Raw genomic sequence first — 14,909 nt, 5'->3', positions numbered from 1 at the left:
CCCGCTTCATAAGAAGCAGAATTTGTTGTCAGAATGATTAGGTGGTAACCCATGCGAGTTTTATTGTTAGCGCTTATTGCGCTGGTTTTTAGTACCTCTGCGTTTAGCTCACCGGCGCTTACGTTGCAAGATCACAGCGAACATCAGCACCAGAGTCAGCAAGAAAATGACGCGAGTTCATTTGATGCTGAAACGGAATACGTGTGCCCAATGCACAGCCAAATTGTTAAAGATGAACCTGGCACTTGTCCTATATGCGGTATGGATCTGGTTGAGCGAGAGAAAAAGCAGGATCCTCAATCGACAGAGGACGCTCATAGTGAACACGACATGAGCGAAACGTCCTCAGAAAAGAGCTTTCATGTGCCTAAAGCACAGCAACAGGCGATACGTGTCACCACTGCTAAAGCAACCCGTAAAGATCTGCAACCAATGCTCACGGCTCAGGCCCAAGTACGTTGGCAACAGTCTGCCAAGTATCATGTGCACTCTCGCGCTGAAGGATGGGTGGAAGAGCTTTATGCTGATGTTGAAGGTCAGTGGGTGGAAAAGGGTGAAAAGCTTTACCGCGTGTATGCACCTGACTTAGTTGTCGCTCAAGATGATTATCTCCAGCTTCTAAATTCAATTAACGAGGTAGGTAACGCCGAGAGCCAGCGACAATTTAAGCGTCGTGGTAAACAGCGTTTACTGCTACTTGGTATGAATGAGCAGCAAATTAGCGAGCTGGAACAAACGAAACAAGCGTCCTACCAGGTGGATTATTATGCGCCGCAATCGGGTTATATCACCGAACTCAATATTCAGCAGGGCATGTATGTGAATCCCGGATTGGAATTAATGACTATTACTGACGACAAGCAATTGTGGTTTATGCTGGATATACCTGCGCGCTACGCCGACCAGCTTAGTGTCGGTCAAATGGTTCATTTAAGTTCCGATCAGGTGAGTGGTCACTGGATGAATAACATTGACTACATTTACCCGCAAATAGACCCTCAGACTCAAACACTTACCGCGCGTGTGCCGATTGATAGCTCTATAGATAGCCTTCGCGAGGGACTATGGGCAACCGGTCATGTAGAGCTGTCACCAGTAAAAAATGCCCTGGTGATTCCGGTCCAAAGCTTAATTACCACCGCTCAAAATAGCCGCGTGTTAGTGCAGGTTGCTGACCAGGAGTTTGCTGTCAAAGAAGTGAAGACTGGCCTTCGGGTGGGGGATGATGTTGTGGTTAAGTCGGGCCTTGCTGACGGTGAGCAAGTGGTTACTAACGGCCAGTTCCTTTTAGACTCTGAAGCCTCACTACGAGGGCTACAGCCAAGCGGCGAAAAAGCACCTGCCATGTCTGATGAACATGGAGGTCACTAATGCTTACCCGAATCATACAGGCATCATTGCGTAACCCTTTGTTGGTGCTGTTGTTATTTGCATCACTCAGTTATTTGGCCTGGCAGTCGCTCAAGGAAACGAAGCTGGACGCGATACCAGACTTGTCTGATGTGCAGGTTATTGTCAAAACAAATTACCCGGGACAAGCGCCTGCGGTGGTCGAAGAGCAGGTCACTTATCCGCTTTCCAGCGTGATGTTGTCAGTGCCCAACACAAAGTCTGTACGTGGCTTTTCTTTTTTTGGCGATTCTTATGTATACGTCATTTTTGAAGAAGGAACTGACCCTTACTGGGCAAGAAGCCGGGTTATTGAGTATTTAGACCAGGCTAAAAGTCAGCTGCCTGCGGACGTTCAGCCAAGCCTGGGCCCTGATGCCACTGGTGTTGGTTGGATTTACCAGTACGCATTGGTTGATAAAAGCGGTGAACATAACCTCGGTGAGCTCACGCGACTGCAAAACTGGTTCCTTCAGCAAGAACTGCAAAGTGTGGAAGGCGTCGCTGAAGTCGCACGGGTCGGCGGCATGGTGGAGACTTACCAGGTCGTTGTTGAACCCAGCAAACTGCATCAGTATGAATTAACACTGACTGACATTGAGCGCGCTATTCAGCAAGCCAATGCTGAAGTCGGCGGCTCTGTCGTGGAAATGGCAGAAGCTGAGTATATGGTACGCGGGCTTGGTTATATTCAGTCTATTGAGGACTTACGCAAGCTACCACTAATGAAGCGTTCGGCGAATGACGGCGTGTTGCTACTGGAAGATATAGCGGACGTTCGTTTAGGGCCGCAGGTGCGCCGGGGCGTTGCTGATTTAGATGGCGAGGGTGAAGTGGTTGGCGGAATTGTGGTGATGCGTTACGGAGCGAACGCATTGCAGACCATTGATAACGTCAAAGCGAAACTCGATGAGTTAAAACAGGGGCTACCCGAAGGCGTTGAGCTTGTCACGACCTACGATCGATCGCAGCTGATTCAGGCATCGGTCGACAATCTAACCTCAAAGCTGATTGAAGAAATGGCATTGGTGGCTATCGTTTGTGTGCTGTTTTTATGGCATGCACGCTCAGCGTTAGTGGCGGTGATTAGCTTGCCACTATCGGTTCTTCTCGCTATTTGGATAATGAATGGGCTGGGTATCAGCGCCAATATAATGAGTTTGGGCGGTATTGCGATTGCCATTGGTGCGTTGGTCGATGCAGCTATTGTCATGATAGAAAATGCGCACAAGCATTTGTATTCGTATCAGGAGCAGCATAAACAGCCTGCAAAAGGAGCCCAGCGTTGGCGTCTTATCACTGACGCCTGCAGCGAAGTCGGGCCATCATTATTCTTCTCATTGTTGGTTATAACGGTCAGTTTTATTCCGGTGTTTGCGTTGCAAGGTCAGCAGGGCAGGTTGTTTGAGCCCCTGGCTTATACCAAAACACTAGCGATGGGGGCCGCCTCTATTCTGGCGGTAACACTCATTCCCGTACTTATTGCGCTATTAGTCAGAGGCAAAATTCCGTCGGAAAACGCCAACCCGTTAACGCGAGGGCTTATTTGGCTTTATCGACCGTTTTTAAATTTTACGCTGCGCTGGCCGAAAGTGCTTATCATTTTGTGTGTTGCTGTTACAGCAACGGCTTGGTACCCGTGGCAGAAGCTTGATTATGAACTCATGCCGCCGTTGTATGAAGGCGACTTAATGTATATGCCGACAACCTTGCCGGGTATTAGCGTTAACGAAGCAGGAGAGCTGCTTCAACAAACCGACGAGTTGATAGCCCAGCATCCGCAAGTTGAACGTGTTTTTGGCAAAATCGGACGCGCTGATACCGCGACGGATCCGGCACCGTTAACTATGATTGAAACCAGTATTACCCTAACGCCGGAGTCGGAATGGCCTGAAGGTAAAACGGTGGATGACATCATTGAGGAACTGGATGACACCGTTCAGATTCCGGGGCTGACAAATGCCTGGGTCATGCCCATAAGAACACGCATAGAAATGTTGGCAACGGGAGTTAAAACACCGTTGGCCATAAAGGTGAGCGGGGCCGAGTTCGGCGAAATACAAACGTTGGCAACCGATATTGAAAAGCGTCTAGCGGAGCGAGAAGAAACCGCATCGGTTATTGCGGAGCGCGCCGCTGATGGACGCTATATTGAAGTGACTCCAAGACTGCGTGAGGCAGCTCGTTTCGGTTTAACACAAGCTGACATACAAAAGCATCTGACTCAGGCCATTGGCGGGGCAAATATAGCGACTTCAGTGCAGGGCAATGAGCGTTTTCCGATTAACTTGCGTTATCCGCGTGATGCTCGTGACCATATTGATAAATTGCGTGAGCTGCCTATTAGAGCGGATGGACGCTGGCTAACGTTGTCGGATGTGGCAACGGTTGAGCTAAGCTCAGGACCTGCCGTGCTAAAAAGTGAAAATGCCCGTTTAAGCAGTTGGGTATTCATTGAGCCTGCGGCCGGAGTGACGGTCAGTGAGTATATCGCTGCAGTCAGCGATGAGCTTAGCCAACTGAAAATGCCAACCGGTTATAACTGGAGTTGGACTGGGCAGTACCAGGCCATGCAGCAAGTCGAAGCTGATCTGAAAGAGATTATTCCGCTAACGTTAGCATTGATTCTGATACTGCTGTATTTGACGTTCCGCTCCATGAGTCAGGCCTTGTTGGTTATTGCCACCTTGCCTCTGGCGTTAACAGGCAGCTTGTGGCTGCTGTACTGGCTGGACTACAACCTGTCACTGGCGGTTATTGTGGGTATGATCGCCCTTGCTGGCGTTGCCGCTGAATTTGGCGTAGTGATGCTGCTTTACTTAAATAATGCCTGGAAAGGCGTTGGTGAAAAGCGTGAACAGCTGGAGTCCGCAATTGTTGAAGGGGCTGTGTTACGAGTGCGTCCCAAAGCGATGACGGTAGCAACCATTGTAATTGGGCTCCTGCCGATTATGCTGGGTAGCGGTATTGGTAATGAGGTCATGCAGCGCATTGCCGCGCCAATGGTTGGCGGCATGATTTTGGCTCCATTGGTGTCTATGTTGCTTATTCCTGCTGTGTTTTATCTTGGGAGGAAATAGCTTAGGGAATACCGGCCGCTGAGAGGATGTTTCGCTTGAGCAATGAAAGGGCTTTATGCCAGAGGCGCTGCAAGTTCATCCATGAACGCTTGACGAAGGCCATCCATGGCCTTCGACACTCTGTCATAAAGCCCTTCATCACTCGTAACGCTTACATCCCCTCAGCGGCCGGTTATATTACTAGCGCTCTCCTGACTTAGGAAAACTCCTGCCAAATTGTGTTTGCAGCTGGCCCTAATGTTCTGTTCGCGGAACGTACTAAATGAATTTCCAGACGGACTTGTTGGATGAAGCCGGGAATGCTTATTTCAACCAGTTCACCGGACTCCAGTGCACTTTCGGCAATATGCCGGGGAATAATTCCCCAACCAAAGCCTGCCTTTAACAGTTCAAATTGAGTATTCACTTCATTCACTCTTATGCGCTGCTGACTGGGTAAACGCAGTACCGCATCTAAATTAATGCCAATCTCTAAATTTTGAGGGACTAGCATTAGCAGCTCAAGCAAGTCCTGTCGGCTGGATGGCATACGTCCGAAGTCATCCACTAAAGAAGATGCAATGGCGACAGTAAGCTCAAATGGTGCGACAGGTAGAGTTTCAAAGTCGCCGTACTGACGAAATAAGGGCAGCCAGGGACACAGCGCTAAGTCTGCCGATCCATTATCAATACGCTTGAGGGCCCGCATTTGCGACTCGCCGTCAATGTGAACTTCGGTGGCGGGGTAGTGCTGTTGTATATGCTCAATACTTGGCAGCCATAACTTACTGTCGCAGGTGTGGTCATAGCAAAGGGTCAATAAAGGCTCGGCACCGTATTTCAGTTGTTCGGTCAGTGACTGCAGACGCTCCTGCTGGCGCACGACTTCTTCTGCCTGTCGCAAAAAATGTTGTCCCTGTTCGGTAAGCTGCAGGCGGTATCCGCTTCGGTTAAATAGCGCAAACCCGGCACTGTCTTCCAGCTTTTTCAGTGCCATACTGACAGCAGATTGTGTGCGGTTTAAGTGATCGGCTGATTTTTGCAGGCTGCCAAATTCAGCAACGGCAATAAGCATTTTTAGGTGCGATAAATTCATTAAATTATACTGATTAAGTTTTTAATTTTAATTCAATATAATTGTAACTGTACGTGCAGTAAACTAATTATCAATTCATAGTTCGTCATTAGGAAAATACGCATGCGTTGGTTTGTTGTCACATCCCTTGTGTTATTCATGGTTGCTTGTAGCGAAGCACCAGCAGAAGCAGAGAAAACTGATGAGGCTCGTCCGGTTAAGTTGATGAGCGTTACTGAGAATAATGGCGCAAAATTGCGAGAATTTCCGGGAGTGGTTGAAGCGGCGAGAGTTGCGCAACTGACATTTCGGGTTGCCGGCGAAATTACGGAATTACCTGTTCGTCCGGGAGCTGAAGTAAAGCAGGGCGACCTTATTGCTCGTCTTGACCCGACCGATTACCAACTTGCTGTGGATCAGGCTAAAGCTCAATATGAGTTGGCGGCATCTCAGTATGAAAGGAACAAGGTCTTGGTCAATGAAGGTGTGATGTCAGAAGCGCAATTTGACCAAATTGAGTCACAACGGGCGGTGGCTAAGTCGAACTATGAAACGGCTAAAGCAAACCTGAAATACACTGAGTTACGGGCCCCCTTCGATGGCGTGATAGCGAGTTTAGCGGTTGAAGCTTATGAAAATATTCAACCGAAACAACCCATAGTCACCTTACAAATTAATAACGCGATTGATGTCAGTATTCAGGTACCGGAGAAACTGTTTGCCAGAGTCAAAAAGCAAACTGACTATGAACCAATGATTCGCTTTGACGCAGCACCTGAGTTCCAATTCAGGGCTCACTTGAAGGAATGGGACTCGCAAGCCGACCCAGCAACCAATACGTATGAGGTGGTTTTTACTCTGCCTAAACCCGACAACCTGAATGTTCTTCCGGGCATGACTGCAACGGTCATTGTGGATATGGCTCAAGTTCTGCGCTCAACAATTACCGGTATGTTGGTGCCAACAAAAGCGGTGTTTACTAATGGCAGCAATACAGAGCAGCCGCCGTCTTATGTGTGGGTAGTGGCGGAAGACATGTCCGTTGAAAAGCGCAAAGTGGTTGTCGGTACCGCGACCAATGATGGCCTGACAATTGTCAGTGGATTGAAAGAAGGCGAAACCATTGTTATTGCGGGAGTCCATCAGCTTCGTGATGGCCAGAAAGTTCGTGAATGGCAACGCGAACGGGGGCTGTAATGGATATCGCTCGCTATAGCATGACCCGCAAAACAACCAGCTGGATGTTTCTTCTGCTGTTGTTGGTCGGAGGAATTGTCGCACTAACTCAGTTGGGTCGCCTGGAAGACCCTGAGTTCACCATAAAACAAGCGATGGTCATAACACCGTACTCGGGCGCGTCGGCTCAACAAGTGGAAGAGGAAGTCACGTATCGTCTGGAGAATGCGATTCAGGAACTGAGCTACGTGGATAATATCCGCTCGATATCGAAGCCCGGGCTGTCGCAAATTACGGTGGAGATGAAGAGCACTTATAGAGCGGATGACCTGGAGCAGATTTGGGATGAACTTAGACGCAAAGTGAATGACACTAAGCGTCAACTTCCTCCAGGCACAGGCGAGCCTATTGTTCGTGACGACTTCTCTGATGTTTATGGTGTGATGCTGGCCATTACCGGATCCGATTATTCGTACAAAGATATCGAGCACTACGCTGACTTTCTGAGAAGAGAGCTGGTTCTCGTTGAGGGTGTTGGCAAGGTCTTGTTGTCAGGAGAGCGTCAGGAGCAGGTTATTGTTGAGGTCTCTCGAGCACAACTGGGTAATTTCGGTATACCGCCACAGCAAGTCGCCAATTTACTGCTAACACAAAATGCCGTCGCAAATGCAGGGCGTGTGACTATTAATGAAGAATCGATGCGCATTGCTACCAATGGTGAGTTTTCGTCTGTCGAAGACATGGAAAAGTTGGTCATTAGTAACCCAGGGGCCAGCGAGCGGATTTACTTGCGCGATGTCGCCAACATTTATCGTGAGACAAAAGATATTCCTGATCATGTGGTTCGCTACAATGGTGAACCTGCGCTTTGGTTAGCATTGTCGTTCGCCGATGATGTGAACGTCGTGGAAGTTGGTGAGCGTCTTGAGCAACGCTTGAATGAGCTTTCCTATGCTCAGCCAATTGGTATGAACGTTGAGCGTATTTACGATCAGCCCCACGAAGTTGAAAACTCCGTTAATACCTTTTTGCTGAATTTAGTCGAAGCGGTCGCTATTGTCGTTGTAGCGCTGCTGCTGTCTATGGGTTTTAGAAGTGGCCTGCTGATTGGCTCTGTGCTGTTATTAACGGTGCTTGGTACCTTTATTTTTATGCGTCTTGGCGATATTAACCTGCAGCGGGTGTCGCTAGGCGCACTGATTATCGCTCTGGGTATGTTGGTCGATAATGCCATTGTTATTGCTGACGGCATTATGGTCGGCATGCGTCGTGGGCAGAGCAAAGTGCAAGCCGCAACTCAGGTGGTCAAACAAAATCAATGGCCGCTGTTAGGGGCTACTGTCATTGGCATTATCGCTTTTGCACCAATTGGTCTTTCGTCTGACGCCACTGGCGAGTTCGCGGGTAGCTTGTTCTGGGTCTTGCTGATTTCCTTGCTGCTTAGTTGGGTGACGGCTCTAACCTTGATTCCTTTTTTAGCTGATAGGCTATATTCGGAAAAAGACATTGGCGATGAAAACGACGATGCCTTTAAGCACCCACTTTATGTAAAGTACCGCAGTGCGTTGCGTGTTTGCCTGAGACATCGCGTGATTAGCATGCTGGCCATGGTCATTATGTTGGTTTTAGCTGTTGTCGGTTTTGGTCAGGTAAAACAGGCCTTTTTCCCGCCATCTACTACGCCACTGTTTTATGTGGACTTATGGTATCCACAAGGCACGGACATTCGTCATACCGAACAGGATTCAAAACGCCTCGAAGACTACTTGCTGGACAAACAGGAGGTGGTTTCGGTCGCAACAACCGTCGGCCAGGGAGCACCGCGCTTCACACTGACTTATTTGGTCGAAAAAAGCTATGAAAGCTACGCTCAGTTGCTGGTGCGTGTAAACGACAAAGAGGCGATGTCGCCACTTATGGCGGATATTCGGGAACGTATAAAAAACGCTCACCCTGACGTTGAAGACAAGCTGATTAGGGTCGAAATAGGACCTGCAACGCCGGCGAAAATTGAGGCACGCTTTTCAGGACCGGATATTCAGGTGTTACGTCAGTTGAGCGAAAAAGCGCAGGCGATAATGCGTGACGATGCAGGTGCCGTCAATATTCGTTCTGACTGGCGACAGCGCACTAAGTTATTGCAGCCGGAATATGACGAAGCGGCCGGACGACGTGCGGGCATTACTAAAGAAGACGTGAATAACGTTTTGCTGGGTAACTTTGTCGGCCAGCAAATTGGGGTTTATCGCGACGGAACCGACCTTTTACCAATAGTGAAGCGAGCGCCGGCGGCAGAGCGTGTTGATCTTAACAATTGGCAGGAACTGCAAATCTATAGTCCGGTACTCGATAGGTTTATACCGCTGGCGCAAGTGGTTAGAAGTATTGATACCACATGGGAAGATCCGCTCATACTGAGACGTGATCGCAAACGCACTCTTACGGTAATGGCCGACCACGATATTTTGGGGAATGAAACCGCGGCTCAGGTATTTGAGCGTGTGCGTCCGAAAATCGAAAACATTGAATTGCCTCTCGGTTATGAGCTGAGTTGGGGCGGTGAGCATGAAGCATCAAACAAGGCTCAGAAGGCGTTATTTGGGGCATTGCCGCTGGGCTTTTTGGTGATGTTTATTATTACTGTGTTGCTATTTAACAGCATCCGTCATGCCGCTGTGCTTTGGACAACGGTACCGCTGTCGATAATTGGTGTGACGGTTGGTTTATTGTTATTGAATAAACCTTTTGGATTTATGGCACTGTTAGGCTTTTTAAGCTTGTCAGGCATGCTGATTAAGAACGGGGTTGTGCTTTTGGAGCAGGTCAATGTCGAGCTTGAGTCTGGTAAATCTCGCATTGATGCGTTGGTAGATGCTGCTGTTAGCCGTGTCAGACCGGTCGCTATGGCGGCAGCGACAACCATACTGGGTATGTTGCCGCTTTTGTTTGATGACTTCTTTGCCAGTATGGCAACGGTTATCATGTTCGGCCTTGGTTTTGCCACAGTACTGACGCTGTTTGTGGTACCGGTTATGTATGCCATTGTGCAAAAAGTGGAGCGCCCTTAATCAGGGCGCAATCAGCCAGCGCATTCATCTTATTTATACCCTGAATTATCTGATTTATAGCCCTCTCGCATGGGAATTTAAGCGCAAAATCCGTATAATGCGCGGCACTAGTGAACCGTCTTGAATTCATGCAAGCAAATGAGAGGTAATACGAGTGCTTAAAGAATATCGTCAGCACGTGGAAGAGCGTGCCGCAGAGGGCATCCCTCCGAAACCACTAACGGCAGAGCAAGTAGCCGATCTTGTTGAACTACTGAAGAACCCACCAGCAGGTGAAGAAGAATTCTTGGTAGAGTTATTGTCTGAGCGCGTACCACCAGGTGTTGATGAAGCCGCTTACGTAAAAGCTGGTTTCTTGAGTGCTTTGGTTAAAGGCGAAATACAAAGCCCGGTTATCAGCAAAGAAGACGCCGTTAAATTGCTTGGCAATATGCACGGTGGTTACAACATTGAAACCTTGGTTGCTTTGTTAGACGACGCTGACCTGGGGCGTTTAGCAGCCGAAGAGTTAAAGCATACCATCTTAATGTTCGACGCCTTCCACGACGTTGAAGAAAAAATGAAAGCGGGCAACGAGCTGGCTAAAGAAGTGGTTGAGTCTTGGGCCGAAGGTGAGTGGTTCACCAGCCGTGACAAAATGGCTGACCAGATTAAAGCGACCGTCTTTAAAGTGACTGGCGAAACAAATACCGATGACTTGTCACCAGCACCTGACGCTTGGTCACGTCCTGACATTCCACTGCATGCCAAAGCTATGTACAAAATGCCACGCGAAGGCATCACTGATGCAAGCAAGCAGATTGAAGAGCTGAAAGAAAAAGGCCACCCGGTTGCTTTCGTAGGCGACGTCGTAGGTACTGGCTCTTCACGTAAATCAGCAACCAACTCTGTCCTGTGGAACATTGGTGAGGACATGCCGGGTACGCCGAACAAGCGTGCAGGCGGTATCTGTATTGGCGGCAAAGTCGCGCCTATCTTCTTCAACACCATGAAAGATGCAGGTGCGTTGGTATTTGAAGCTGACGTCGAAAAAATGAATATGGGTGATGTCATTACCATTTACCCATACGAAGGCAAAATTGAAAATGAAGCGGGCGACGTTATCGCTGAATACGACTATGCGTCACGCGTTATTCTTGACGAAGTGCGTGCCGGCGGTCGTATCAACCTGATCATTGGTCGTGGCTTAACCACCAAGGCGCGTGAATCACTGGGCTTAGGTCACTCTGACTTATTCCTGACCCCAGAGCAGCCAGAAGACAGTGCTAAAGGTTACACCCTGGCACAGAAGTTAGTGGGTAAAGCCTGTGGTATGGAAGGCGTTCGTCCTGGCACTTACGTTGAGCCGAAAATGACCACCGTGGGCTCGCAGGACACCACCGGTCCAATGACCCGTGACGAACTGAAAGACCTGGCTTGTCTTGGCTTTAACGCTGACTTGGTTATGCAGTCTTTCTGCCACACGTCAGCCTATCCGAAGCCAGTCGATGTTGAAACTCAGCATACACTGCCAGACTTCATCATGAACCGTGGCGGCGTTTCGTTGCGCCCGAACGACGGTATTATTCACAGCTGGCTGAACCGTATGTTGTTGCCGGATACCGTCGGTACTGGTGGTGACTCGCATACACGCTTCCCGCTGGGTATTTCGTTCCCGGCAGGCTCTGGTTTGGTTGCCTTCGCAGCTGCAACCGGTGTTATGCCGTTGGATATGCCAGAGTCAGTACTGGTGCGCTTTAAAGGTAAAATGCAGCCGGGTATTACGCTGCGTGACCTGGTTCACGCAATTCCTGCGTTTGCTATTAAAGACGGCTTATTGACCGTAGAAAAACGCGGTAAGAAAAATGCGTTCTCAGGTCGCATCCTGGAAATCGAAGGTCTTGAGCACTTAACCGTAGAGCAAGCGTTTGAACTGTCAGACGCATCAGCAGAGCGCTCTGCAGCGGGTTGTACCATCAACTTGTCAGAAGATTCAGTCAGTGAATACTTGCGCTCTAACATCACCATGCTGCGTTGGATGATCAACGAAGGCTACGGCGATGCGCGTACGCTTGAGCGTCGTGCTCGTAAGATGGAAGAATGGCTTGAGAACCCATCACTGACGCGTGCCGATAAAGATGCGGAATACGCAGAAGTTATCGAAATCGATTTGGACGAAATTAAAGAGCCAATCGTCTGCTGCCCGAACGACCCGGACGACGCTAAGTTCTTAAGCGAAGTTGCCGGCGACAAAGTTGATGAAGTATTCATTGGCTCGTGCATGACCAACATTGGTCACTTCCGCGCTGCAGGTAAGCTGTTAGAGAAAAACTCTGATCCGCTGAACACTCGTTTGTGGATTGCACCACCAACGAAGATGGACAAAGCACAGCTGGAAACCGAAGGTTATTACGATATCTATTCGCGTAACGGCGTACGTACTGAAATGCCGGGCTGTTCACTGTGTATGGGTAACCAGGCTCGTGTAGAAGCTGGCGCAACCGTACTGTCAACGTCGACTCGTAACTTCCCGAACCGCTTAGGTGACGGCGCGAACGTTTACCTGACGTCGGCAGAGCTGGCAGCAGTTGGTGCTATTGTAGGCCGCTTGCCAACTCCGGAAGAGTACCTGGAGTACGCGCAGGACATTAACTCGATGGCTGGCGAAGTTTATAAATACCTGAACTTCGACCAAATGGATGCCTTCCGCGACGCAGAAAAGGCGGCCAAGGAAAACATCATCCCAACCATCAACGTGGCTTAATGAGTGCTTAGGTTGCAAGGACTCTTTACGAGGACGCCCGCAAGTACTTCCCTGTAGGGCTTGGGCAGCGCCATCCATGGCGCTGCACACCTCGTTAAGAGTCCTCGCAACCGTTGAGCGCACTCATTAGCCACTTATAAAACCGCTTCGGCGGTTTTTTTGTGCCCGGTATTCAGTAGCTTGATGTTCACATCAGTGAGATATCCTAGCTTGCAGGTGGTCTATTTATAGTCTATATTTAGACTGATCAGTCGGGAGGAAGCTATGCAGATAAAAACCATTAGTTACATTAAGCAAAATGCGGCGTCACTGAATGTCGAAGAGCCTATTGTGGTCACTCAAGGTGGAAATCCGGTATATCGTATTGAGTCGGAAGCTAGTGCTAGACAACGGGACGAAGCTATTGCGACACTTAAATTGATGAACCTGGCTGAACGGGATATTCGAAATCAGAACCTTCTATCTCTTAGCGAAGCAAAAGAAAGGCTAGAGCGTGAACTCAGCACAAAGAAGTTTGAGCTTTAGTCCTCAGTTATGAACTACGATGTCTATTTAACTGAGCTGAGCTATAAAACATTGGCTACTTTAACTCGCTATATGAATACCTTTCTTGGGGAAGATGAAGCTATTCGACTGGGCCATCAACTTGTTGAGTTCGTCTCGACTAAGTTAGCTGAAAACCCTTTGCAATTCCCCATTTCTCATGAACTTGAGACGTTAGGTATCACTGACTATCGAGTGGTGCTAGTAGATAATTATAAGATCTTATTTCGTCTGGATGAAGATAAAACGAGTTATGTCATGGCTTTTCTTCGACAGAAACAGAATACCCAAGAGCTGCTTTACCAGATAATGATTGGGTAGCCTGATGAGATGGTCCCCTCCCTCTTACGGCATCGCAATGTGCCAATATAGAGGTTCAAGCTTCTATAGAAACAGAGTGGAGAGGACCAATGGCTATTGTAAACAGAATTGCACTGGATTTGGCAAAAGATTTTATTCAGGTTTTGGCGCTGGATGAAAATGAGCAGGAAGTGTTTAATAAAAAGCTGCGCAGCAACAAGGTGCTAGCGAAGCTGGCGACATTGAAACGTACGGATGACTGTGAAGTGGCGGTTGAGTCCTGCGGCATGAGTCATTACTGGCGCCGCGAATGTGAAAAGCTGGGTTATCAAACGGTGGCGCTGCCACCACGCTTCGTCAAAGCGTATTTGCAGGGTGAGAAGAACGATGCGAATGATGCCCGGGCGATAGCCGAGGCGGCATCCCGGCCTAACCGTCAGACGGTCAGGTTGAAAAGCATTGAGCAGCAGGATTTAGCGCTGATGGTGAATCAGCGGGAAGGCTTCGTGCAGACGAGAACGCAGTTCTCGAACCGGCTGCGGGGGCAGCTGGCCGAATACGGTATTATTTTACCCAAGCGGGTTAGTACCATATTACAGAGAGTACCGGAGATACTGGAAGACGACAGCAATGCGCTGACGCTTCAGTCACGGGACTTAATTAACCGGCTGTATCAGATGCTGCGAGCGGTCGATGAAGAAGTTAAAGCGTTGGATAAACGGTTAGCCGCTCAGGCAGACAACAACGAAGACAGCCGCAGGCTGATGACGATACCGGGCATCGGCCCGATAACAGCAACATCGTTGTTGGCTCTGATAGGCGATGTGAATGAATTTAAGCGCGGCCGTAACCTGTCGGAATATCTGGGGCTGGTGCCACGGCAAAACAGCAGTGGCGGTAAAGACCGTTTAGGCGGTATTACCAAAAAAGGCAATACCAAGCTGAGGACACTGCTGGTGCATGGCGCGCGCTCAGCGCTGCGGGTCGCGCAGAAACGTCAGGACAGGCTGAGCCTCTGGGCACAGGATGTCGCCAAACGCCGGGGTAACAATGTTGCGGCGGTGGCACTGGCCAACAAACACGCCCGGATAATCTGGGCGATGTTAAAGAATCAAGAAGATTACCGAATGACTGCTGCTTAACAGCAACAGTATTCAGTAAAAGAGCACAGCGAAGGTTCATTCCTTCCGGGAGTTGCAAACGTAAGCAGGATGGTAAAATAGGGTAAACCGACGGCAACTGAGACTGGATAGCCTCAGTACACTCAGTACGTTAGCCTGATAAGCCAGTTGCCGTGCGGAGTTCATCCAGGCCAGGTGCGCAAAGCGCACCATAAACAGGCCGTATATATGCGAGCGCCCCGACATTTACCACAGGCTCACGTTGCAAAAACGGGAGGGGACCATATACGATGCTATTGCATCAGGTGCGATCTCTCTATCATAACTAATGCATCATTGTGCTGTGTTGGTCAGCGGAGTGTTCGTAAGTCGATAGGGCAGGTTGTTCACTTGTGAGCGTTATGAGTGTTGAGTACTTCTGTGGCGGAGTGTCGA

Annotated in this window: 9 protein-coding genes; 8 read left to right on the top strand and 1 reads right to left on the bottom strand. The window is 49.1% G+C overall.

What is annotated here, in order from left to right:
- Nucleotides 1-51 precede the first annotated feature (51 nt).
- Nucleotides 52-1,371 carry an efflux RND transporter periplasmic adaptor subunit gene (locus CWI73_RS06070; protein WP_241968847.1) on the top strand — a complete coding sequence of 440 codons (1,320 nt, stop codon included), beginning with the start codon at nt 52-54 and terminating at the stop codon, nt 1,369-1,371.
- Nucleotides 1,371-4,469: an efflux RND transporter permease subunit gene (locus CWI73_RS06065; protein ID WP_126751973.1), complete on the top strand. Its 3,099-nt coding sequence runs from the start codon at nt 1,371-1,373 to the stop codon at nt 4,467-4,469. Before CWI73_RS06070 ends, CWI73_RS06065 begins: the two co-directional genes overlap by 1 nt.
- A 196-nt stretch (nt 4,470-4,665) precedes the next feature.
- On the opposite strand, the gene CWI73_RS06060 is transcribed toward CWI73_RS06065, so the two are convergent.
- Nucleotides 4,666-5,544 (bottom strand): LysR family transcriptional regulator, encoded by an 879-nt coding sequence (locus tag CWI73_RS06060; protein ID WP_126751972.1) that lies wholly within the window; start codon nt 5,542-5,544, stop codon nt 4,666-4,668.
- A 102-nt stretch (nt 5,545-5,646) separates the two neighbouring features.
- On the opposite strand from CWI73_RS06060, the gene CWI73_RS06055 reads away from it, so the two are divergent.
- From CWI73_RS06055 to CWI73_RS06030, 6 genes are all read left to right on the top strand, one after another.
- Nucleotides 5,647-6,720: an efflux RND transporter periplasmic adaptor subunit gene (locus CWI73_RS06055; RefSeq protein ID WP_126751971.1), complete on the top strand. Its 1,074-nt coding sequence runs from the start codon at nt 5,647-5,649 to the stop codon at nt 6,718-6,720.
- Nucleotides 6,720-9,767: an efflux RND transporter permease subunit gene (locus CWI73_RS06050; RefSeq protein WP_126752049.1), complete on the top strand. Its 3,048-nt coding sequence runs from the start codon at nt 6,720-6,722 to the stop codon at nt 9,765-9,767. Before CWI73_RS06055 ends, CWI73_RS06050 begins: the two co-directional genes overlap by 1 nt.
- A 154-nt stretch (nt 9,768-9,921) precedes the next feature.
- Nucleotides 9,922-12,510 carry a bifunctional aconitate hydratase 2/2-methylisocitrate dehydratase gene (gene acnB / locus CWI73_RS06045; RefSeq protein WP_126751970.1) on the top strand — a complete coding sequence of 863 codons (2,589 nt, stop codon included), beginning with the start codon at nt 9,922-9,924 and terminating at the stop codon, nt 12,508-12,510.
- Between the two features lie 264 nt (nt 12,511-12,774).
- A complete protein-coding gene (locus CWI73_RS06040; RefSeq protein WP_126751969.1) occupies nt 12,775-13,035 on the top strand; it encodes a type II toxin-antitoxin system Phd/YefM family antitoxin in 261 nt (86 codons plus the stop codon).
- Nucleotides 13,036-13,044: 9 nt separating this feature from the next.
- Nucleotides 13,045-13,374, top strand: a complete 330-nt coding sequence (locus CWI73_RS06035) for a type II toxin-antitoxin system RelE/ParE family toxin (protein ID WP_126751968.1) — start codon at nt 13,045-13,047, stop codon at nt 13,372-13,374.
- A gap of 89 nt (nt 13,375-13,463) precedes the next feature.
- Complete coding sequence (locus CWI73_RS06030) at nt 13,464-14,495, top strand: IS110 family RNA-guided transposase (protein WP_126751967.1); 1,032 nt, start codon at nt 13,464-13,466, stop codon at nt 14,493-14,495.
- The last annotated feature ends 414 nt before the right edge of the window (nt 14,496-14,909 follow it).

The sequence above is a fragment of the Idiomarina piscisalsi genome (assembly GCF_003987095.1).
Classification (GTDB): domain Bacteria; phylum Pseudomonadota; class Gammaproteobacteria; order Enterobacterales; family Alteromonadaceae; genus Idiomarina; species Idiomarina piscisalsi.
This window is presented reverse-complemented; position numbering and strand designations above follow the sequence as displayed.

Bases quoted from the DNA above. Each gene is read 5' to 3' on its own strand.
- CWI73_RS06070 (WP_241968847.1), top strand. From the start codon at position 52: ATGCGAGTTTTATTGTTAGCGCTTATTGCGCTGGTTTTTAGTACCTCT.
- CWI73_RS06065 (WP_126751973.1), top strand. From the start codon at position 1,371: ATGCTTACCCGAATCATACAGGCATCATTGCGTAACCCTTTGTTGGTG.
- CWI73_RS06060 (WP_126751972.1), bottom strand. From the start codon at position 5,544: ATGAATTTATCGCACCTAAAAATGCTTATTGCCGTTGCTGAATTTGGC.
- CWI73_RS06055 (WP_126751971.1), top strand. From the start codon at position 5,647: ATGCGTTGGTTTGTTGTCACATCCCTTGTGTTATTCATGGTTGCTTGT.
- CWI73_RS06050 (WP_126752049.1), top strand. From the start codon at position 6,720: ATGGATATCGCTCGCTATAGCATGACCCGCAAAACAACCAGCTGGATG.
- CWI73_RS06040 (WP_126751969.1), top strand. From the start codon at position 12,775: ATGCAGATAAAAACCATTAGTTACATTAAGCAAAATGCGGCGTCACTG.
- CWI73_RS06035 (WP_126751968.1), top strand. From the start codon at position 13,045: ATGAACTACGATGTCTATTTAACTGAGCTGAGCTATAAAACATTGGCT.
- CWI73_RS06030 (WP_126751967.1), top strand. From the start codon at position 13,464: ATGGCTATTGTAAACAGAATTGCACTGGATTTGGCAAAAGATTTTATT.